Here is a 19,587-nt window from a genome sequence, read left to right as displayed (position 1 = left end):
CGTCGCGGGACAGAGAAAATACATACGCTGCGTATGAATAGAATCCTATATACATACGAAGCGTATGTAAATAATCATGCACGCCGTATGTAAGGAGATTGGCCATGGTTCGCCGCACCCGCGCCGAGATGGAAGAAACCCGCGCCACGCTGCTGGCCACGGCCCGCAAGGCCTTTGGAGAGCAGGGCTACGCCGATGCCTCCATGGACGATCTCACCGCGCAGGTGGGCCTGACGCGGGGCGCGCTGTACCACCATTTCGGCGACAAGCAGGGCCTGCTGGCGGCCGTGGTCGAGCAGATCGATGCCGAGGTGGATGAACGCCTGAAGGCCATCACCGCCCATGCCCGGGATCCCTGGCAGGGCTTTCGCAGTCGCTGCCAGGCCTACCTGGAAATGGCGCTGGAGCCTGAAATCCAGCGCATCGTGCTGCGCGATGCGCGCGCGGCTTTGGGCGGAGCGCTGCCGCAATCGCAGCGCCACTGCATTGCGTCCATGCAGGCACTGATTGCGGACCTCATGGCGCAGGGCATCGTGGCCCGGGCCGATCCGCAGGCGCTGGCATCGCTGATCTACGGCAGCCTGGCCGAAGCGGCTTTCTGGATTGCCGAGGGCGAGGACGCCGACCTGCGGCTGGAGCGCGGCGCGGCGGCGCTGGACCTGCTGCTGGGCGGGCTGCTGGCCCGGCCCTGAGCGGGCCGCCTGGCCGCATTCTTGTGCGCGTGCCTGCGAGATTCGGCCAGCTGGCGCACACCTCGCTACAAATCTGCGATGCTCAGTCGCTTTTCGTTCTCGACTTGGATACAGACGGCGGGGCCTGGAGCCAGGCCCTGCGGACAACAACATGCATGTTCTCTTGGTGGAAGACAACGCGCTGGTGGCCAGCGGCGTGCGGGCCGGCCTGCAGCTGCAGGGCTTTGGCGTGGATACCGTGGCCTCGGCCGGGCAGGCGGATGCGGCCATCCGTTCCTCGCATTTCGATGCATGCGTGCTGGACCTGGGCCTGCCCGACGAGGATGGCCTCTCGCTGCTGGCGCGCTGGCGCGGCCAGGGCCTGCAGGTGCCCGTGCTGGTGCTGACGGCGCGCGATGCTGTGTCACAGCGCATCGAAGGCCTGCAGACCGGCGCCGACGATTACCTGGTCAAGCCCTTTGACCTGCACGAACTGGCGGCGCGCCTGCATGCGCTGCTGCGCCGCGCGGCCGGCCGCAGCGTGGACTGGATCGAGCTGGGCGAGGTGCGCATCAACCCCGCTGCCGGCCATATCCAGCGCCAGGGCCGCACCGTGGAGCTGTCGCGCCGCGAGTGGTCGCTGCTGCGCGCGCTGCTGCAGTCGCCGGGCCGCATCCTGAGTACCGAGCAACTGCGCGACAGCCTCTACGGCTACAGCCAGGACGTGGAGAGCAATGCCGTCAACGTGCATGTGCACCACCTGCGCCGCAAGCTGGGCCATGAACTGGTGGAGACGGTGCGCGGCGAGGGCTACCGCCTGGGCCTGCACCCATGATGCGCAGCCTGCGCGTGCGCCTGCTGGCATGTCTGTGCCTGGCGCTGTGCACGCTGTGGGGCGGGGTGGCGGCCTGGATGTTCTCGGACATGCGCAACGAGCTGCGCACCGTGCTGGATGACCGGCTGATCGCCTCGGCGCGCATGGTGGCAGGCATCGTCCACCAGTTCCGGCCTGCCCGGGAGCTGCCGCAGGACTGGAGCCCCATGCTCAACGTGATCGCGCGCGACGGCGTGGCCTGCGAGGTCAGCCTGGTGCGCGGCGAGGTCCAGCCCGTGCGGCCCGAATCGGCCCTGCCGCAGGTGCTGGCCAAGACCGAGGGCAGCCCCGTGTTCCCGCAGAGCATGCCGCTGGGCTTCTCGACCATCATCAAGGGGGGCAAGCCCTGGCGCACCTATGTCCTGGAGGACCACGGCGTGCGCATCGCCACGGCCGACCGCATCGATGTGCGCGAGGGCCTGGTCCACGGCTTTGCCTACACCATCGTCCTGCCCTTCGTGCTGGCGCTGCTGGCCAGCATGGGGCTGATGTGGTGGGCCGTGACCCAGGGCCTCAGGCCGCTGGAGGCCCTGCGGCGCGAGCTGGCGCACCGCCCGCCCGGCGACGATTCGCCCGTGGCCCAGGGCCTGCAGACGCGCGAGCTGGCGCCGCTGGTGGGCACGCTCAACCAGTTGCTGCACCGCGTGCGCGCGGCCATCGACCGCGAGCGCCGCTGGAGCGACGACGCCGCCCATGAGCTGCGCACGCCGCTGACCGCCATCAAGACCCATGTGCAGGTGGCGCAGATGGCGCTGGCGGCGCCCGGCATGCCTGCTGGCCTTCTGGCCGCGCCGCCCGGCTCCATGGCCCGCGATTCGCTGGCCCAGGCGGGCGAGGGCGTGGAGCACCTGCAGCACACGCTGGAGCAGTTGCTGCTGCTGGCGCGGCTGGAGCAGCATGAACCGGGTGCCGCCAATGCGCTGGCCTGCGGCGATGCGCCAGCCGATGCGCTGCAGGCGCTGGACAAGGCCTGGCAATTGGCGGTGAATGCCGTGAGCGCCCAGACCCCAGCGCCCGCGCTTCGTACATGGCTGGACAACGGCCAGCCCGTGCAGGACTGGCCTCTGGCCATCTCCGAGCCCCTGCTGGTCTCGGCCCTGCGCAATCTGCTGGAAAACGCCCTGCGCCATGCGCCGCAGCATCCCGTGGAACTGGCGGTGCGGCCCATTGGCGCCATGCCGGGCAAGACGCAGCAGCCGGGATCAGGCTATGTGGAGTTCACTGTGGCCGACCATGGCCCGGGGCTCAGCGCCGAGGAATGCGAAGAGGCCACGCGCCGCTTCTGGCGCAAGCGTCCCCAGGAGCATGGCAGCGGCCTGGGACTGCCCATCGTGCAGCGCATCGCCGAATGCGCAGGCGGCTGCCTGCTGCTGCAGCCGCGCAGCCTGTGGAGGCCCGAAGAAGGCGATGCGAGCGGGCTGGTCGCACGCCTTTATCTGCCGTTGGCGGCGGGCGCCGGCGCACTGGTGCCGACGCACTGACGAGAGCGCACCGACGCCGGCGCATTAACGCCGACTTAATCTGCGCTGCGTATCGTGCCGACCTGGCTGGCCAGCCGCGCAGGTATTGCGCCGTGCGGGGGCAGCCGCAGGTATCCAGAACTGACCCTGTCCGCCGCTGCCGCGCACCTGCCGGCGCCCACGCATGGCAGGGCAACAGCCTCTTCCCACGATGAACCGCATGAACAAACAGACCCTGTCCCGGTCGTGCATCGCCATTGCTGTCGGCATCTGCATGCCGATGGGCGGCGCCTGGGCACAAGACACCTCCGCTGCGCAGGCGGCAGTGCAAGGCAACGCTGCCGCTGGCCAGAAGATCGCCCAGGCGGGCACGCCCCAGGGCGCGGCGGCCTGTGCCACCTGCCACGGCGCCAAGGGCGAGGGCATGGCGGGCTTTCCGGCCCTGGCCGGCCAGCACGCCGGCTATCTGGCGCGCCAGCTGCAGCACCTGGCCGACGGCAGCCGGCAGGCGCCCGTGATGGCGCCCATGGCCAAGGCCCTGTCGGCCCAGGACCGTGCCGACGTCTCGGCCTACTACGCCAGCCTGCCGCTGCCCATCCAGCCCGTGCGCGGCCCGCTGCCCAAGGGCAAGGACGATGACGGCGCCTGGCTGGTCGAGCGTGGCCGCTGGGCCGACGGCATTCCTGCCTGCGCCCAGTGCCATGGCCCTGGCGGCGTGGGCGTGGGAGCGGACTTCCCCGCCATCGGCCACCTGACGGCCGACTACATGCAAAGCCAGGTCGCCGCCTGGAACAAGGGCCAGCGCGAGGCCGGCCCCCTGGGCCTGATGGGCAAGATCGCCCGCAAGCTCACGCCCGAAGACATCCAGGCGGTGGCGTCCTACTACGCCCGCCTGCATGGCGCGGGCACAGCCACCGCAGCCACGGCCTCCGCGCCGGCCAAACCCTGATGGACCGGGAGCCGATCATGTCCGACACACCACGCAATCCCGCCCCCGGCAGTTCCAACACCGCCGAATACATCGTCGTTGCCTGCCTGTTCGCCGGTCTGGCGGGCACACTCGCCTATGGCATGTACGTCAGCCGTCCTGCCCGGCCCGACGTGCCGGTCAACGTGGCCGCCGCACCCGCCGCACCCGCTGCTGTCCCCGCAAAGCCCGATGCCCAGCCCGTTCAGGGGGCTGCCGACGGCGCAGCCTTCACGCCGCCCGGTGCCCGCGACATTCCGGACACCCCCATGGGCGAGTGGATCCGCCGTGGCGAGGCCATCTTCCTGCGCACGCCGGCCAACGCCGTGGGCTTTTCGGGCAACACCCTCAACTGCGTGAACTGCCACCTGGACGCAGGCCGGCTCAAGGGCGCCGCACCCATGTGGGGTGCCTACCCGCTGTACCCGGCCTACCGCAAGAAGACCAACCACGTGGACACCTTCGCCGAGCGCGTGCGCGGCTGCTTCATGTACAGCATGAACGGCAAGGCCCCCGACGACGGCCACGACATCCTCGTGGCGCTGGAGGCCTATGCCTACTGGATGGCGCAGAAGGCGCCCACGGGCGAGAAGCTGCCCGGCGCGGGCTTCACCAAGGTGGGCAAGGCCGCGCAGGAGCCCAGCTTCGAGCGCGGCGCCAAGGTGTACGAGGCCAAGTGCGCCCTGTGCCACGGCCCTCAGGGCCAGGGCCAGGAAGTAGGCGGTGTAACCGTGTTCCCGCCGCTGTGGGGCAAGCAGTCCTACAACTGGGGCGCGGGCACGCACGAAGTGGACAAGGCCGCCAGCTTCATCAAGGGCAACATGCCCTACGGCAACCCCACGCTGGATGACCAGGAGGCCTGGGACGTGGCCACCTACATCAACAGCATGGAGCGCCCCCAGGACCCGCGCTTCACCGGCAACGTGGCCGACACGCGCAAGCAGTTCCACGACAACCCGTACTCGCTGTACGGCACCGAGGTCAACGGGCGGCTACTCAAGGGTCTTTGAGCGGATCGGACAGGCAACGGCAGGCCGGGCGCAGGCCTGCGTTGCTGCAAGGGACAGGGCGCTGACAGCCGCCCTGCAAGCGCATCTGCGCCGGTGCGGCCTTTGCACCAGACGGCGTACGGTCATCGGTTTGACGGCCGGCATTTCATGATTTAATAAGAATCATTCTCACTGATTTGCCGACGCATCCGGCTTGCACCGCAGCACACCGCCTTGCCGGCAAGCCCGGCCCGTGCCGCACGCGGCCATGCGCACAGGCCTTCGCGCGACCGCCGCGCGATGCTCAGGTTTGCCGAGGAAACCATGACCCAGACCTTGGACGACATTCAGCAGCTGGCGCACGAGCACCAGGTGCTGCTGCGTGGCTACGGCCACGCCCAATTGCGCAGCAGCGAGCTGCTGTGCCTTCAAGCCCAGGAAATAGAGAGGCTGCAAAGGCTGGTGATCCGCCAGCGCGCGGCCTTGATGGCCAAGGAAACCCAGCTGCTGTGGGCGCGCGAGGAGCGCGAGGCGCTGGAGAAGGCCATTCCCGGCCTCTCGCGCCGCGTCACGCTGGCGCGGCGCGTGGAGTCGCTGCTGGTGCGCGTGCAGGACCTGTTGCGCGAGCGCGCACGCTGGCAGCGCCAATCGGCCGCGCCCCTGGCGCAGCCCGCCGTGCCTGCAGCGGGCGCGCATGCGCGGGAGCCCGAACAGGACGCCGAGGCCTTCGAGGCCAGCCTGCGCGAGGCCGACCTGGTGATCTGCCAGACCGGCTGCCTGAGCCACGGCGAGTACTGGCGCGTGCAGGACCATTGCCAGCGCACGGGCAAGACCTGCGTGCTGGTGGAGCAGCCCGATGCGCTGCGCATCGTCCGCATACACCGGGGCGCCGACGGCGGCGACAACCCCGCCATGACGCTGAGCCACGGAGACACGACCGCATGACACGCAGCAAGATGCCCCTGAGCCCGGGTGGCGAACCCGAACTGCGCAGCGTGGGCCTGAAGGCCACGCTGCCGCGCATGCAGGTGCTGGAAATCTTCAGGCAGAGCGCATCGCGCCACCTGCATGCCGAGGACGTGTTCCGCCTGCTGGCCGAGCGGCGTGCCGAAGTGGGCCTGGCCACCATCTACCGCGTGCTGTCGCAGCTGGAGGCGGCGGGCCTGCTGCTGCGCCAGACCTTTGAAAGCGGCAAGGCCGTCTTCGAGCTCAACGAGGGCCCGCACCATGACCACCTGATCTGCCTGCAGTGCGGACGCGTGGATGAATTCAGCAACGACCACATCGAGGCACTGCAGCACCAGGTGGCCCAGGCCCACGGCTACCGCCTGGCCGACCACCGCCTGGCCCTGTACGGCCATTGCGGCGCGTGCTCGCAGCTGCCACCCGAATCACCGGCACAGCCCGAGCAGGCAAGACAGCCTGCGCTGCAGGACAACGAATGAGCACCAACGACAGATCCCTGACCCCCGAGCAGCGCGCCGCCCTGGACCTGCTGATGTCGCGCCAGTCGCGCTGGCCGCTGCAGGACCCGGCGCCGGGCGCAGACGTGATCGACACCGTCATCGATGCTGCACTGCGCGCCCCCGACCACGGGCAGCTGCGGCCCTGGCGCTTCGTGCTGGTGCAGGGCGATGCGCGCCATGCGCTGGGCGAGGTGTTCGTGCAGGCCGCCAGGGCGCGCGACCCGCAGGCCGACGCCGAGCGATTCCGCGCCAAGGCCTTGTCCGCCCCGCTGATCATTGCGCTGGGCGTGCACCTGCAGCCCGAGCACAAGGTGCCAGAGAGCGAGCAACTGCTGGCTGGTGGCGCTGCCGCCATGAACATGCTCAATGCCCTGCACATCCTGGGCTTTGGCGGCTTCTGGGCCAGCGGCGCCAACAGCCACGATGCGCGCGTGCGCGAGGCCCTGGGATTCGAGCCCCATGACCGGCTCGTCGGCCTGCTGTATGTGGGCACGCCCGTCTCGGCCGGCCGCGAAGCCCTGCGGCCGCCGCGCAACCGCTTTGTGCGCGAATGGCAGCCCGGGCAAGACCTGGTGCAAGGCCTGGCCCTGGCCCTGTCTTCCAGCGCGGCCGACGCAGGCTGATCCTGCTTCCTTGAAGCAAAGATGCCCGGCTTGACCGGGCATCTTTCGTTGCGGCTGCGCAATCGGCCTAAGCCGCCGTCTCGACCGACTTCAGCTGGTAGATGGCATAGAAGTGCACGCCAAAGGTCCAGCGGAATGCCGGCCCCACCAGCGAGTAGGGCGGGCCGTAGCCTTCCATCACCTGGTGCGCGGCCACCAGCTGCAGGCGGGGATGGGCTTGCGCCAGATCGGCCTCGCGGCGCAGGCCCCAATGGAACTGGGCCTGGGTGAGCCGGACCGAAGGGTGCTGGCTTGCGCGCCCGGCCGCCAGCCAGCACATGGCGTCGAACACCAGCTCCGAGCCCGGCGGGCTGCGTTGCGCAAACGTGGTCCACAGCGCCTGCATCTGCTCTGGCTGCAGGTACATGGAAACGCCCTCGGCCATCATGAACACCGCAGGCCCGGACCTGTCGGCCGGCAGTCCCAGCCGCTGCCACCAGTCGGCATCGGCCAGGTCGAATTCGCGGATCTCCTGGCGCTCCGATTGCCGGGGCAGCAGCTGCCTGCGCAGCGCGGTCACCGGTCCCAGGTCCGCATCCGTCATGTGCATCTGCCCGTTGTCCAGCCATTGGAAATAGTCGCTGAGGCCGCAGCCCAGGTTCACCACATGGCCCTGCGGCTGGCGTTGCAAGAAGTCCTGCGCCAGCGCGCGAAAGCAGTGCGTGCGCGCCAGCACGCCGTAGATGCTCTGCCGGTCCTGCAGCCACCGGCTGCCGTCGTCGCCCAGCTGGGTCAGGGTGTCCAAGGCGTGGGCGTCGCTGACGGCCATGCCGGGAAACAGCCGCTCGCCCAGGGCGCGGGCGGCCAGTGGAATGCGCAAGGTCTCGCTGACATCGGACAGTTTTTCCTGGCGTGGCGAGGAGGGCTGCGCGTCGGGCAAGGCCGTCGCGGCCGTCGGGGCAAGAGATTCGGGCATGGCGGGCTCCTGTGCGTTGCCGGCCCGGGCGGGCGGCATCCACCTTCCATGAATTGCTTCAAGGGCTGATACCCATATTAGGGCCTGTTCGCACGAATGCAGGCAACCCGAAGGGAAGCTGCCTGCCATCAATCCTTGTTCACCTTGTGGTCCTCGCCCTTGGCCTGTTCCATGGCCTCGGGCTCCAGCTCCTCGGCGGAGCGGTTGAGGTGGATGAAGGCACCCCAGCCCAGCAGCAGGACACCCACGGCGCTGACCAGGGCGGCGGGATAGAGCAGGTGGGCCGGCTCTTCCTGCGTCTTGAAGGCAGCGACCAGGGCTTCGACGGCCAGGGCCACGACCAGCACCACCAGAAAGCGCGAGAGAAACCGGCGCACGCGCGTAGGGCCGCTGATATGGGCCTCGCGTATGACCTCCTCTTCGGTGATGGTCTGGGCGATCTGCAGCGCGACCACGCCCGAGGCCAGAATGCCCAGCGCCTCGACGATGCGCAGGCCCGAATCGCCATCCACGCCATGCGCCATGGCGTTCCAGCCCTTGAGGCCTGCAATCCACAGCAGGGCGATGGCCGCCAGCGAAAACAGCAGGGCAATGAGCGCGTGCACGACGGTGAAAAGGGTATGGAGTGCTTTCATGGCAAAGGGCGGAGAGTGGGCCGTGGCGCATGTTTCCACGGCGCCGGCGCGCCGCTTGTAGGAAACGGCGAACAGCCGTGGACAGTGGCAGGCAGCGGTGGGCAGGCGCGGTGCCTGCCCGCGGGTGCGGCGCATGGATAAAATCCCCGGACCATGTCCAGATGGTTCATCGTGGCTTTTTCCCTGCACTTCGTCGTCAGCGTGGCCTTGTCCACGCTGGGGCTTGTGCCATGGCGGGCCCTGCCGGGGGTCGCTTGCGAGCCGGCCGGCGCCGCCTGCGCCAGCGTGCAGCGCACGGCAGCGCCGCTGGTGGACACGGCCTCCCTGCTCGATGACTTCGACCATGCGCTGATGGACGATCAGCAGGACCTCCCCGATGTCATGCATGCCGTCGATGGCGTGGATGCCCCCCGGCTGCAGGCCGATCGCCATGTCGCCAGCAGCCTTCGCGAAGGACCGTGGCGCAGCCTGGCCCCGCCCGACCGGCCTCCCCGGGCGGCCTGATCCCCTTTGCGACCTGCCGGGGCCGTTGGCTCCGCCGGGTCGGCGCATGCGGCATCCACGCCGTTCGCCGGGTCCTGTCCGGCATGCCCTGTCTGCGGGGCTGGCCTATCGCTTCCAATCTCTCCGGACCCAGCGCAGCATGGGCCCTTTTTGCCGCAGCGGCGGCTCCCGGTTCCCAGAACAAGCATCATGGAAATTGCCATTCTTTTTGCGCTGATCCTGCTCAATGGCGTCTTCGCCATGTCCGAGATCGCGCTGGTGACGGCGCGCAAGGCTCGCCTGCAAAAACTCATAGACGAGGGGGACGCCGGCGCCGCCGCAGCCGCCCAACTGGGGGCCGACCCCACGCGTTTCCTGTCCACCATCCAGATCGGCATCACCTCCATCGGCGTGCTCAACGGCATCGTCGGCGAGGCCGCGCTGGCCGCTCCCCTGGCCGAGTGGCTGCAGCGCATGGGCGTGCCCGCGCCCTATGGCGGCTACACGGCCACGGCGCTGGTGGTGGTGCTGATCACCTATTTCTCCATCGTCGTCGGCGAGCTGGTGCCCAAGCGCATCGGCCAGACCTACCCAGAGACCTTTGCGCGCCTGATCGCACGCCCAGTCAACTGGCTGGCCCATCTGACCAAGCCCTTCGTGGTGCTGCTGTCCGTGTCCACCCATGCGCTGCTGCGCCTGCTGGGCGTCAAGGAAAACAGCGGCAGCGCCGTCACGGAGGAAGAGATCCACGCCATGCTGGCCGAAGGCACGACGGCCGGCGTCATCGAATCGCACGAGCACACCATGGTGCGCAACGTGTTCCGCCTTGACGACCGCCAGATCGGCTCGCTGATGGTGCCGCGCAGCGACGTGGTCTGCCTGGATGCCGATGCGCCGTTCGAGGACAACCTGCGCGTGATCGAGCAGTCCGACCACGCGCGCTTTCCCGTGGTGCGCGGCGGCATGGACTCCATCATCGGCGTGCTCAACGCGCGCCAGTGGCTGTCGCGCGCGCTGCAGGGCAAGGATCAGGGCCTGACCGACCAGCCCATGCAGACCGCGCTCTATGTGCCCGAGACCATCACCGGCATGGAGCTGCTGGAGAGCTTTCGGCTGTCCGACGTGCACATGGCCTTTGTGATCGACGAGTACGGCGAGGTCCAGGGCATCGTCACCCTGCAGGACCTGGTGGAGGCCATCACGGGCGAATTCCAGCCCCGCGATCCGCGCAACTCCTGGGCGCTGCAGCGCGAGGACGGAAGCTGGCTGCTGGACGGCCACATCCCCGTGCCCGAACTCAAAGACCGGCTGGAGCTGGCCACCGTGCCCGAGGAAGAGCGCGGCCGCTACCACACGCTGGCCGGCATGGTCATGCTGCTCACGGGCCGGCTGCCGCGTGTCACCGACACCGTGCAATGGGAAGGCTGGCGCTTCGAGGTGGTGGACATGGACGGCAAGGCCATCGACAAGGTGCTGGCCATGCGCGTTGACGTGTCGCTGCAGGTGCCCGGCGACGAAGACGCAGGAGCAGCCCATGCACCGCGTTGAACGACGGGCCCCGCGCTGCGCCTGGAAACTGCTGGCATGCGCGGCGGCCGTGGTCTTCATGGCCGCCTGCCTGGACGGCGTGCAGGGCTACCCGCAGCAGCAGGCGCCCATCATCAGCCCCTACGACATGACGCAGGAGCAGCGGCTTGCCGAAATGAACGCCATGGGCGCGGCCGGCCATGCCGACCACCGCTGGACCTACGAACTTCGCCCCGGCTGCGTGCTGCGCGTGGACCTGGACGGCCCGCAAGGCCCGCGCCCTTCCCTCGATATCGCCCTGCTGGGCAGCGTGGTGGCCGTCACGTCCCAGCGTGAACGCGGCAGTTTCCGCGTGGAGCTGCAGCCCGGCGACGGCCTGCAGTCGGCACGGTCCCTGGTGCTGGAAAGCACCAAATGGGCCGACGCCAGCTGGACCCAGCTGCTGCTGCGCCTGATGCAAAAGGGTTGCATGGAAATGCAGGGCCGCCCGCACGGCAGGACCGCCAGCCGGCACTGAGAGGCAGCGCACAACGGCACGGATCGGCATGCATCGGCAGGGACCGGCAGGCCAGGCAAGCGTGGCTTGCCCGGTCCCGCAAATGTGAGGGGCGGAAACGACAAGCGGCACCGAAGTGCCGCCGGGTAGGGCGCGGGGCGCAAGGTCCCGGGCCAGGGCAGATCGCCGGCTTACTTGGCCAGCGTCAGCGTGCCCTTCATCAGCGCGGAGTGGCCGGGGAAGGAGCAAAAGTAGCTGTAGGCCTCGCCCGCCTTCAGGGCGGCGGTGGAGAAGGTCACGGAGTCGGTCTCGCCGCCGCCGATCACCTTGGTGTGGGCGATCACGCGGGCGTCCTTGTCCTTCACGAAGTCCTTGGCGGCGCCGGCGGCGATGCCGTCATTGGCCACGGGCTGCAGGTCGGCCGTCTTGCTCAGTACCCAGTTGTGGCCCATGGCCGTCTTGGGCAGCTTGCCCACGTGCTTGAGCTTGACCGTGAACTGCTTGCAGCTGGCGGGCACGCTGATGGTGGGCTTGTTGAACTGCATGGCGTCATTGCCTTCGATCTCGACGGCGCAGTCGGCGGCCAGCACAGGTGCGGCGACGGCAGTCATTGCGAGGGCCAAGAGGACGGGTTTCCATTGCATTGCCATTGTTTTCTCCTTGAAAAGCGGGTGAGGTGGCTGGCATCCGGTGGCCATGGACCGGCAGGCGGTCTGTCGCCATGGATGCTTTGTATGGCTGCCTCCAGCATAGACAGGATGGGGGAGGGCGGGTTGATTTGAATCAAGTCAAAACAGTTCGAAGACCTGCGCTCCAAGCATGCGGTATGGCGTCACGCCGGCACGGTATGCGCGGTGGCTGTCGCCGGGAATCACTTGCCGTCCGTCGTCTTTTGGCGACGGGCAACCCCACAGCTCGCATGCCTCTACTCACCTCAGTCACATTTGGGTACGATTGCGGAACATAGAGGGGGTTTATGAGAGTGATGGTTTTCATAGGCGCTGTCATTGGCGCCATCTTTCTGCTGACGGCGTTCTTCGTCGACAGCTCCCAGCAACAGACGGCGCTGGCGGGCATGGCCTGTGCCAGCGTCCTCATTCCGTACGTGCTGTTCAGGCTGCACTCGATCGCCGTCGAGCAGGACAAGCTCGATCAGATCCTGCAGCTGATGCGAAAGTCCGGCAGCCAGCCCGAAGGGGTGGCTCCGGGCGGCGAGGGGTCCCGTGAGCCGGGTGGCCCCTCGGCGCCCAGGTCCTGGATGTCCTGAGGCACGGGGCGGCAGCCAAGGCAGGCCAGGCAGGTCCGGCAGGCCTCAGGCGAACTGCACGACCACGCGCCGGTTGGTGCGGCTTTTCTTCTCGATCTTGGTGACGGCCACCGTGCCGATCTCGGCCGTGCTGCGCACATGCGTGCCGCCGCAGGGCTGGCGGTCCAGGCCGGGGATGTCGATGATGCGGATCGTCGCCGTGCCGCCAGGGGGCGCCGCGCCTGCGGTGCGTACCAGGTCGGGCTGGGCGGCCAATTGCTCGGGCGTGATGCGGTCCACGTTCACGGCATGGCTGTCGGCGATCAGGGCGTTCAGGCGCTCCGTCAGATCGGCCTTGTCCAGCGTGGATTCAGGCAGGTCGAAATCCAGGCGTGCCGAGTCCGGCGAGATGCTGCAGCCCGTCACGGGCACGGGCACCAGCACGCCCAGCAGGTGCAGGCAGGTGTGCAGGCGCATCAGACGGTGGCGCCTGTCCCAGTCGATGGCTACCTGCACGCGCTCGCCGACCTGGGGCGGCGCATCGGTCTGCAGCACATGCAGGATGCGCTGGCGGTCATCGGCATAGACGGTGTCGATGACCGCCAGGCTGCGTCCGTCGGCCAGGATCAGCGTGCCGGTGTCTCCGGCCTGGCCGCCGCTGCGGGCATAGCAGACCGTGGCATCCAGCTCGATGCCTTCGGGGCTGACCGCGATCACGGTGGCTTCGCAGCGGTCCAGGTAGGCGTCGTCGTCAAAGAGCTTGTGCGTCTGGGACAGGGGCATGGGCATGGGGTGTCTCCGGGGTCATGTCGCGGTCCATGGTATCGGCGGCATGGCGGGGCCGGGCAGTACGCCTGGGCGAAAAGTCCCCAGTACAGTCCATGGCCCGCAGCGGTGGCAGTCGGCTGCTTGACAGCCTGTCAAGTGCCCGGGTCCGCGACCTGACAAGATCGGCGCCCGCGCCGCGCGCGTGCCGCTGAACAATGGCGCATTCCTTGCCGACGGCGCTACAGATTTTTCCGAAGCTGACGACATACGCAGGGCATGAATCTGTGAGTTTTCCGAGGAACTGTCCGAATGGATCAAGAACCTTTGCGTCCATCCCGTGCAGGCTCCACCCCCGTCTCCATCCCGGCAGGCCCCGGTTTGCGGCTGCCCACATTGTTCATCTCCTCATCTTTATGAGCACTACCGATCTTCACGCAGCTTCCCTGAGCGATCTCTATGACCGGCTGGACGAAGGCCTCAGCGAAGAGGCCTTTGCCGCCGAACTTGATGCCCGGCTTCATGACGGGCGGGCCGATGAGGTGCAGGTTTTCCTGCGTGATTGCGAGGAGCGCTGCCTTTACATGCTGGGGCGCCTGAACAGCAGCGAATCGCCCTGGACACATGACGGTGAGCGCTGGCTGGCCCTGGCACGGCTCACGGTGCCGCGCGGCCATGCGCCGGCAGGGCTCAGCGAGAAGCTGACCAATGCCAAGGTGGCCGCCGAAGTGCGCGTGATGGCCGAGCAATGGCTGGCCCATGCCCGCAGCGCGGATCTGCCGGTCTTCAAAGGCATAGGCATGGTGCTGGGCAACCTGGTGCCCTGGCTCTGCTATCCAGGCATGCCCTACGAGGAAGTGACGGCCACGCTGGACTGGACGCTGGCGCTGCGCAAGGAAGGTGAGTACAAGCCCGACACCGAGTACCACGCGCCCTGGAAGCGGCTGATCGCCCAGCTGAACGATGCCGACCTGCAGCGCTACGCCGCCGTGGGCGGCAAGCTGTTCGCCGACGTGATAGTGCACTACCGCGAAGAGCGCCAACCCAAGCAGCCCAAGGGGCAGGGCTGGAAGTCCTGGATGGGCTTCTTTGCCGCGCATCCCGAGCTGTATGACCAGACCTACATAGGCGATCCGGACCTGATAGAGCAGCGCTGGGCCAGCGCAGATGCCCCACGGCGTGAGGAACTGGCGGGCACCCTGATGGGCCAATTGGGCCATGCCCAGGGCGGGGAGCGTACCCGTGCGCTGCAGCTGCTGGACCGCCTGGTGGCCGAGGATCCCGCGCCCTTTGCCAGGCAGCTGCGTGAGAACGGCGGCTATCGGATCAGCCTGGCGCTGGCCATGCATGTCATGAAGCAGGACGATGCCGCCTTGCTGCCCCTGCTGCTGCCGGCCATTGCCCAGCACTGCGACCGCGAGGACGAGCTGCGCCGCTACCGCAGCGCGATCCGCGAACTGGTGACCCGCCGCCCGGCCGATCTGGCCGAGGTGCCTGTCAAGGACCTGGTCAATGTGCTGCCCGCGTTCGACACCGCCAGCCTGAAGGCCACGCTGCCCACCCTGACCCCGCTCATCGCAGGCAGCAGCGCCAAGGGCCTGCGCGCCGCCATGGCCGGCCTGGCCGCCCATATTCCGCTGGCCAGCTTGGTGGATGCCGGCTGGCTGAACAAGCCGCCCAAGAACCTGCTGCTGACCTGCCGCGACGTGCTGCTGGCCCACCCCGACCCCGCCGTCGGTCCCTTGCTGGCGCAGTTGCTGGCCGGCGGCAAGCTGGATGCGGCCTCGGCCAGCAGCGTGCAGCAGCGGCTGAACCAATTGGGCCTGACCGGGCAGGGCGCCTCGGCATCGGAAGAAAGCCAGGCGGATGCCGCATCGCCAGCGTCTGCCGCTGGCGGCGTGGACTTGGAAGCCCAGATCGCCTCCATCAAGCGCCTGAGCGCGGCCATCAAGCCCTTCGACACGCCCGAGCTGCTGGCGCTGTGCGCGCCGCTGTCCGAGCACGCGGCCCGCGTGCTGCTGCACGTATCCGCCATTGCCGAAGGCGGCCTGCCGCCGCTGGCCGGCGAGCTGCTGGCGCGCATTCCGGCCGACAACCGTGCCCGCCTGGCGCTGGCCCTGGTGCAGCAATGGATTGCTTGCGAGGGCGAGCCCAAGCAGCGCTGGGCGCTCAGGCTGCTGCCCGGCCATGCCGATGACCGCGTGGTCGATGCGCTGGTGGCCGCCGTCCAGGCCTGGAACCGCCCGCGCCTGCAGCGCGCGGCCGCCGCTGTCGAGCATCTGGGCGAGGTGGACAGCCTCTACGCTCTGCTGCGCGTGCAGGAGATCTCCGAATCGCGCTCGCTCAAGGACCAGGTGCAGCGCACGGCGCGCAGCGCCCTGCGCGCTGCCGCTGCCCGCCGCAAGATGAGCGTGCCCGAGCTCTTCGACGAGCTGACCCCCGACTTCGGCCTGGGCCAGGGCCTGACGGTCACGGTCGGGCCGCACAGCTACCGCGTGGAGCTGCAGGGCGATCTGAGCCTGCGCGTCATCAACGACAGGAACAAGGCCAGCAAGACCATTCCTGCGGTCAAGGACGAGGCGCTCAAGCCCGAATGGGAGGCCGCTACCGCGCAGCTCAAGACCCTGTCCACCAGCCTCAAGACCGTGGTCAAGCAACAGGCGCCGCGCATGCTGGCGGCCCTGGTCAGCGGCAAGCGCTGGCCGCTGGATCGCTGGCAGCGGCTGTTCGTGGCCCACCCGCTGCTGCGCATCGTGGGGCGCAGCCTGATCTGGCGCGCAGAGGATGCGCCGGGCCTGGCGCGCACCAGCTTCCGCCTGGCCGAGGATTTCTCGCTGGTCGATGTGGAGGATGAAACCGTGACCCTGCCCGCTGGCTGCAGCATCAGCCTCTGGCACCCGGCCACGGCCCAGCCCGGCGAGCGCGAGGCCTGGCAGGCCTACATGGCCGACTATGAGCTGGAGCCCCTGGTCGACCAGCTGGGCGCCTGCGCCGAGCAGCCAGCGCCCGGCCAGTTCAAGAACGGCATGCTGCTGCCGCCCGCGCCGATCACGCTGGCGCAGGAGCAGCTCGGCGCCATGCTCAAGAAGTTCGGCTACCGGCCCGGCCCCGTGGGCGATGGCCCCAGCATCAACGAGCATGTGTGGCGCCTGCCCGCGCTGGAGCTGAGCCTGGAGCTGTCGCACGGCTATTTCCCGCCCTACCTGGACCTGGGCCTGCCCGTGGCCGTGGAAGGCCTGCGCGTGCACGACCTGAGCAAGGGTTACGGGGCCAGCGCCGACCCGGCGCGGCTGCCCAAGCCGCTGCTGGCCACGCTGCAAGGCCAGTGGCTGGCCCTGGCGGCCAAGGCGGCTGCCTGAGCCCTTGTCTTTGTGAACCTTTGCTCCCTTGAAACGTTGGCCGGCCGATCGCCCATCACCGAAGACTCCACAGACCATGAGCAACAACGAGACAGCAGCGCTTCCCCTGCAGGCTTTGTACGAACTGCACACGGCCGCGCCGGCCGGGCGCGAGGGCATGCCGGCCTTTGCCGCCGAACTGGCAAAGCGCCTGGCCCAGGGGCGTGATGCCGAGGTGGCGGACTTCCTGCGCGACAGCAGCAGCCTGTGCCAGGAGCGGCTGCACCAGTTGCCCGTCGAGCATGCGCCCTGGCAGCGCGACCACGCGCTGTGGCTGGCGCTGGCGCGCATCAGCCTTCCGCTGGGACAGTTCTATGGAGGCAACCCGGGCGTGCCCCGGCGCAGTGCCGAGCTGACCGCAGAGCTGACGGCACTGGCCCGCGCCTGGCTGGATGACTGGGGCAGCCGCACCCACCAGCCCTGGAGACTGCGCGATGGCTACGACCTCGTGCTCAGGCAGGTGTTCGGCGTGCTGGGCCATGAAGGCATGTCCAGTGCCGAGATCACCGCCCTGCTGCGCTGGGCGCGGGAACTGAGCGCAAAGGCCGGCATTGCGCCCGGCGCGCAGTACTACTGCCAGTGGCAGCACCTGCTGCACCAGCTGCCCGAGCCCGAACTGCTGGCCATGGCCATCGAGGACGGCGGCGGCCAGCTCAGCCGCGACATCGTCCAACGCCAGCTGCCGCTGCAGCGCACGCGGCCTGCAGCGCAGCGCTGGGCGCTGTGGCGGGATTTTTTTGCGCAATTCCCCGCCGTGCTTGACCAACTGCGCCTGCCCGAGCCCGTGCTGATCGCATCGCGCTGGGAGACGGCCGATGCCGCGCGCCGCGACCTGCTGGCCCAGGACCTGTTCAAGGCCCTGTGCTTTGCCTCGGACGATGACTGGCCGCATGACCGTGCCCTGGTGGAGCGCATGCTGCAGACCGACGCTGCGCCCCTGGCCGCCTGGTTCAAGCAACTGGGCCACCTGGCGATCAATCCCGTCGTGGCGCAGCGGCTGTGGGACGCCCGGTGGCCGGCCCTGCTGCCGCTGCTATTGCCGGCCTGCGCAGACGGCTGCAAGCACGAATCCGACCGCGCCGGCTACGCCCCGGTGGCCGAGACCCTGCTGGCCGATCGCCCTGGCGACCTGGCCCGGCTGGCCGCCGGCCCGCTCACGCACCTGCTGCCCGTGCTGCGCGTGGACACGCTGCAGCGGCTGCTGCCGCAACTGGGCAAGGCCGCCTCCAGCAGTGCCTCCAAGGGCTTGCGTGCGGCGCTGGCACAGGCCCTGTCTGCCTTGCCCGTGGATGCGCCCCAGGCCGCCGGCTGGCTGGCCAAGCCCAACAAGAACCTGGTGCTGGCCTACCGCGATGTGCTGGTGGCCCATCCTGATCCGGCGTCTGGCAGCCTGCTGTCGGCACTGCTGTCCGGTGGATTGCTGGACGTGGCCGAGCAAGGCCCGGTGCAGGCGCGCCTGAAGGATCTGGGTGCCGCAGCCCCGGTTGCGGACGCAGCCAGGCCACCTGCCGGCGAGGCCGCGCCGGCAGGCAGCGATGGTGCCGGCTCCCTGGCAGATCTTGAAGCCCAGGCCGTCAGCCTGCAGCGCCTGTCGCCCGCCATTGCCGCGCTGGACCAGCCGGCGCTGCTGGACCTGCTCGCGCCCCTGTCCGCCCAGGCCGCGCGTGCGCTGCTGCACCTGGCGGCCACCAGCCCGCAGGAGCTGCCTGCGCTGGCCCGCCAACTGCTGGCCCAGGCCAGCGCCGAGAATCGCGCGCGGCTGGCCCTGGCCCTGGTCCAGCACTGGGTGGCTGCCGATGGCGCGCCCGAATCACGCTGGGTGCTCAAGCTGCTGCCCGGCGCGGCGGACGACCGCATCGTCGATGTGCTGTCCTCGGCCGCCCTGGCCTGGCACAAGACGCGCAAGGAGCGCGCCGTGGTCGCGCTGCAGCAGCTGGGCCGGCTCGACACGGTCTATGCCCTGTCCTGCGTGCAGGCCCTGGCCACCGGCAAGACGCTCAAGCCCAGCGTGCTGGCCGCTGCACAGGCCGTGCTGGCCGAGGCCGCCACGCGGCGCGGCATGGCGCTGGCCGACCTCGGCGACGAGCTGACCCCGGACTTCGACCTGGGCCGGGGCGTGCAATTGCAGGTGGGCGCGCAGACCTATGACGTGCTGCTGCAGGGCGACCTGTCGCTGCGCCTGCGCACGCCGGCCGGCAAGCTGGTGCGCAGCCTGCCGGCCCTGGCCGACGAGGGCCTGCGCACGGAGTGGGAGGCGGCCGCCGCGCGGCTCAAGACGCTGTCCAAGGGCATCAAGGCCGTGCTGCAGCAGCAGGCGCCGCGCCTGCAGTCCTGCCTGATGCTGGGCCGGCACTGGCCGCTGGCCACCTGGCGCCGCCTCTTCCTGGAACACCCGCTGCTGCGCGTGGTGGCCCAGGGCCTGGTCTGGCGGGTGGAGCCCGCGGCCGGCCAGCCGTTCAGCCTGCGCATTGCCGAGGACCTGTCCCTGGTCGATGCCGAGAGCGACGCGGTGCAACTGCCGGCCGAGGGCCGCATCGCCCTGTGGCACCCCGCGCAGGCCACCGAGCAGGAGCGTGCGCAGTGGCGCGAATGCCTGGCCGACTACGGCCTCAAGGCCCTGGTCGAGCAGGTCGATGCGCCCGCCGACCTGCCGCTGTCCAGCCAGTGGCAGCAGGAACTGCTGCAGCCCCTGGCACCGATACGGCTCACGCAGCAGGCGCTGGACGGCCTGGCAGGGCCATGGCGCTTTCATGCCGGCCCCGTGTGCGATGGCCCCGGCATCTACCTGCACCTGCGGGACTTTGCCGTGCAGCACTGGCGCGTGGAACTGCTGCACAGCGCGGCCATGCCGTACTACGAGCCCGGCCATGAGATCGACATCGAAGGCTTTGCCCTGCGCGACATGGCCGCCGACCGCCTGCTGCCCCCGGCCGAATGGCCGCTGCCGCTGCAGGCATCGCTGTGCGCCATGCTCCAGGCCCTGGCCTCGCGTGCTGCGGGCGCGGCTGCAGCCCAGGTTTGACTCCCTCCAG

The 19,587-nt window shown here is 69.2% G+C and carries 18 protein-coding genes; 14 read left to right on the top strand and 4 right to left on the bottom strand.

All coding sequences use genetic code 11. The features are described 5' to 3' along the window. Window positions 1–104: 104 nt before the first annotated feature. The 8 genes from DTS01S_RS16630 to DTS01S_RS16595 all read left to right on the top strand — a co-directional run bounded on the left by DTS01S_RS16630 (window position 105) and on the right by DTS01S_RS16595 (window position 7,050). Entirely contained in the window at window positions 105–692 is a 588-nt protein-coding gene (locus DTS01S_RS16630; RefSeq protein WP_017403860.1) for a TetR/AcrR family transcriptional regulator, read from the top strand. Between the two features lie 151 nt (window positions 693–843). Beyond that, complete coding sequence (locus tag DTS01S_RS16625; protein WP_012206042.1) at window positions 844–1,506, top strand: response regulator; 663 nt, start codon at window positions 844–846, stop codon at window positions 1,504–1,506. After that, complete coding sequence (locus DTS01S_RS16620) at window positions 1,503–3,026, top strand: ATP-binding protein (protein WP_017403862.1); 1,524 nt, start codon at window positions 1,503–1,505, stop codon at window positions 3,024–3,026. Before DTS01S_RS16625 ends, DTS01S_RS16620 begins: the two co-directional genes overlap by 4 nt. Before the next feature lie 190 nt (window positions 3,027–3,216). Next, complete coding sequence (locus DTS01S_RS16615; RefSeq protein WP_016446227.1) at window positions 3,217–3,954, top strand: c-type cytochrome; 738 nt, start codon at window positions 3,217–3,219, stop codon at window positions 3,952–3,954. Window positions 3,955–3,971: 17 nt separating this feature from the next. Next, complete coding sequence (locus DTS01S_RS16610) at window positions 3,972–4,982, top strand: c-type cytochrome (protein WP_026061998.1); 1,011 nt, start codon at window positions 3,972–3,974, stop codon at window positions 4,980–4,982. Window positions 4,983–5,285: 303 nt separating this feature from the next. Continuing rightward, window positions 5,286–5,906: a DUF2325 domain-containing protein gene (locus tag DTS01S_RS16605; RefSeq protein ID WP_016446225.1), complete on the top strand. Its 621-nt coding sequence runs from the start codon at window positions 5,286–5,288 to the stop codon at window positions 5,904–5,906. Continuing rightward, window positions 5,903–6,406, top strand: coding sequence for a ferric iron uptake transcriptional regulator (gene fur / locus DTS01S_RS16600; protein ID WP_016446224.1), 504 nt, complete (start codon window positions 5,903–5,905; stop codon window positions 6,404–6,406). Before DTS01S_RS16605 ends, fur begins: the two co-directional genes overlap by 4 nt. After that, on the top strand, window positions 6,403–7,050 hold the full coding sequence (locus DTS01S_RS16595; protein ID WP_017403865.1) for a nitroreductase family protein: 648 nt from the start codon (window positions 6,403–6,405) through the stop codon (window positions 7,048–7,050). The genes fur and DTS01S_RS16595 overlap by 4 nt, the downstream gene beginning before the upstream one ends. Window positions 7,051–7,117: 67 nt before the next feature. On the opposite strand, the gene DTS01S_RS16590 is transcribed toward DTS01S_RS16595, so the two are convergent. Together DTS01S_RS16590 and DTS01S_RS16585 are read right to left on the bottom strand one after the other, a co-directional pair. Beyond that, window positions 7,118–8,005 (bottom strand): class I SAM-dependent methyltransferase, encoded by an 888-nt coding sequence (locus DTS01S_RS16590; RefSeq protein ID WP_016446222.1) that lies wholly within the window; start codon window positions 8,003–8,005, stop codon window positions 7,118–7,120. Window positions 8,006–8,133: 128 nt separating this feature from the next. Further along, window positions 8,134–8,640: a hypothetical protein gene (locus DTS01S_RS16585; protein WP_026061999.1), complete on the bottom strand. Its 507-nt coding sequence runs from the start codon at window positions 8,638–8,640 to the stop codon at window positions 8,134–8,136. A 153-nt stretch (window positions 8,641–8,793) separates the two neighbouring features. Between DTS01S_RS16585 and DTS01S_RS16580 the strand changes: the two genes are divergently transcribed. The 3 genes from DTS01S_RS16580 to DTS01S_RS16570 all read left to right on the top strand — a co-directional run bounded on the left by DTS01S_RS16580 (window position 8,794) and on the right by DTS01S_RS16570 (window position 11,167). Then, the gene (locus DTS01S_RS16580; protein ID WP_017403867.1) at window positions 8,794–9,144 is read left to right on the top strand and encodes a hypothetical protein; all 351 of its coding nucleotides are present in this window, start codon (window positions 8,794–8,796) and stop codon (window positions 9,142–9,144) included. Window positions 9,145–9,333: 189 nt separating this feature from the next. Continuing rightward, window positions 9,334–10,671, top strand: coding sequence for a hemolysin family protein (locus DTS01S_RS16575; protein WP_017403868.1), 1,338 nt, complete (start codon window positions 9,334–9,336; stop codon window positions 10,669–10,671). Then, on the top strand, window positions 10,658–11,167 hold the full coding sequence (locus DTS01S_RS16570; protein WP_017403869.1) for a hypothetical protein: 510 nt from the start codon (window positions 10,658–10,660) through the stop codon (window positions 11,165–11,167). The genes DTS01S_RS16575 and DTS01S_RS16570 overlap by 14 nt, the downstream gene beginning before the upstream one ends. 170 nt (window positions 11,168–11,337) lie before the next feature. Here DTS01S_RS16570 and azu read toward each other — a convergent pair whose 3' ends face one another. Continuing rightward, a complete protein-coding gene (gene azu, locus DTS01S_RS16565) occupies window positions 11,338–11,796 on the bottom strand; it encodes an azurin (protein WP_016446217.1) in 459 nt (152 codons plus the stop codon). Between the two features lie 335 nt (window positions 11,797–12,131). On the opposite strand from azu, the gene DTS01S_RS16560 reads away from it, so the two are divergent. Continuing rightward, a complete protein-coding gene (locus tag DTS01S_RS16560; protein ID WP_227468558.1) occupies window positions 12,132–12,413 on the top strand; it encodes a hypothetical protein in 282 nt (93 codons plus the stop codon). 45 nt (window positions 12,414–12,458) lie between these two features. Here the strand turns inward: DTS01S_RS16560 and DTS01S_RS16555 are convergent, their stop codons facing one another. Continuing rightward, entirely contained in the window at window positions 12,459–13,181 is a 723-nt protein-coding gene (locus DTS01S_RS16555) for an alanyl-tRNA editing protein (RefSeq protein WP_017403871.1), read from the bottom strand. A 392-nt stretch (window positions 13,182–13,573) separates the two neighbouring features. Here DTS01S_RS16555 and DTS01S_RS16550 point away from each other — a divergent pair, with 392 nt between their 5' ends. Both DTS01S_RS16550 and DTS01S_RS16545 read left to right on the top strand, forming a co-directional pair. Continuing rightward, window positions 13,574–16,516, top strand: a complete 2,943-nt coding sequence (locus DTS01S_RS16550; protein WP_061288128.1) for a DUF4132 domain-containing protein — start codon at window positions 13,574–13,576, stop codon at window positions 16,514–16,516. 76 nt (window positions 16,517–16,592) lie between these two features. Continuing rightward, window positions 16,593–19,577 carry a DUF4132 domain-containing protein gene (locus tag DTS01S_RS16545; protein ID WP_061288126.1) on the top strand — a complete coding sequence of 995 codons (2,985 nt, stop codon included), beginning with the start codon at window positions 16,593–16,595 and terminating at the stop codon, window positions 19,575–19,577. Window positions 19,578–19,587 lie beyond the last annotated feature (10 nt).

The organism is Delftia tsuruhatensis NBRC 16741, from assembly GCF_001571325.1.
GTDB classification, from domain to species: domain Bacteria; phylum Pseudomonadota; class Gammaproteobacteria; order Burkholderiales; family Burkholderiaceae_C; genus Comamonas; species Comamonas tsuruhatensis.
The sequence above is the reverse complement of the archived record's forward strand: the minus strand, read 5'-3'. Positions and strand labels throughout refer to the sequence as shown.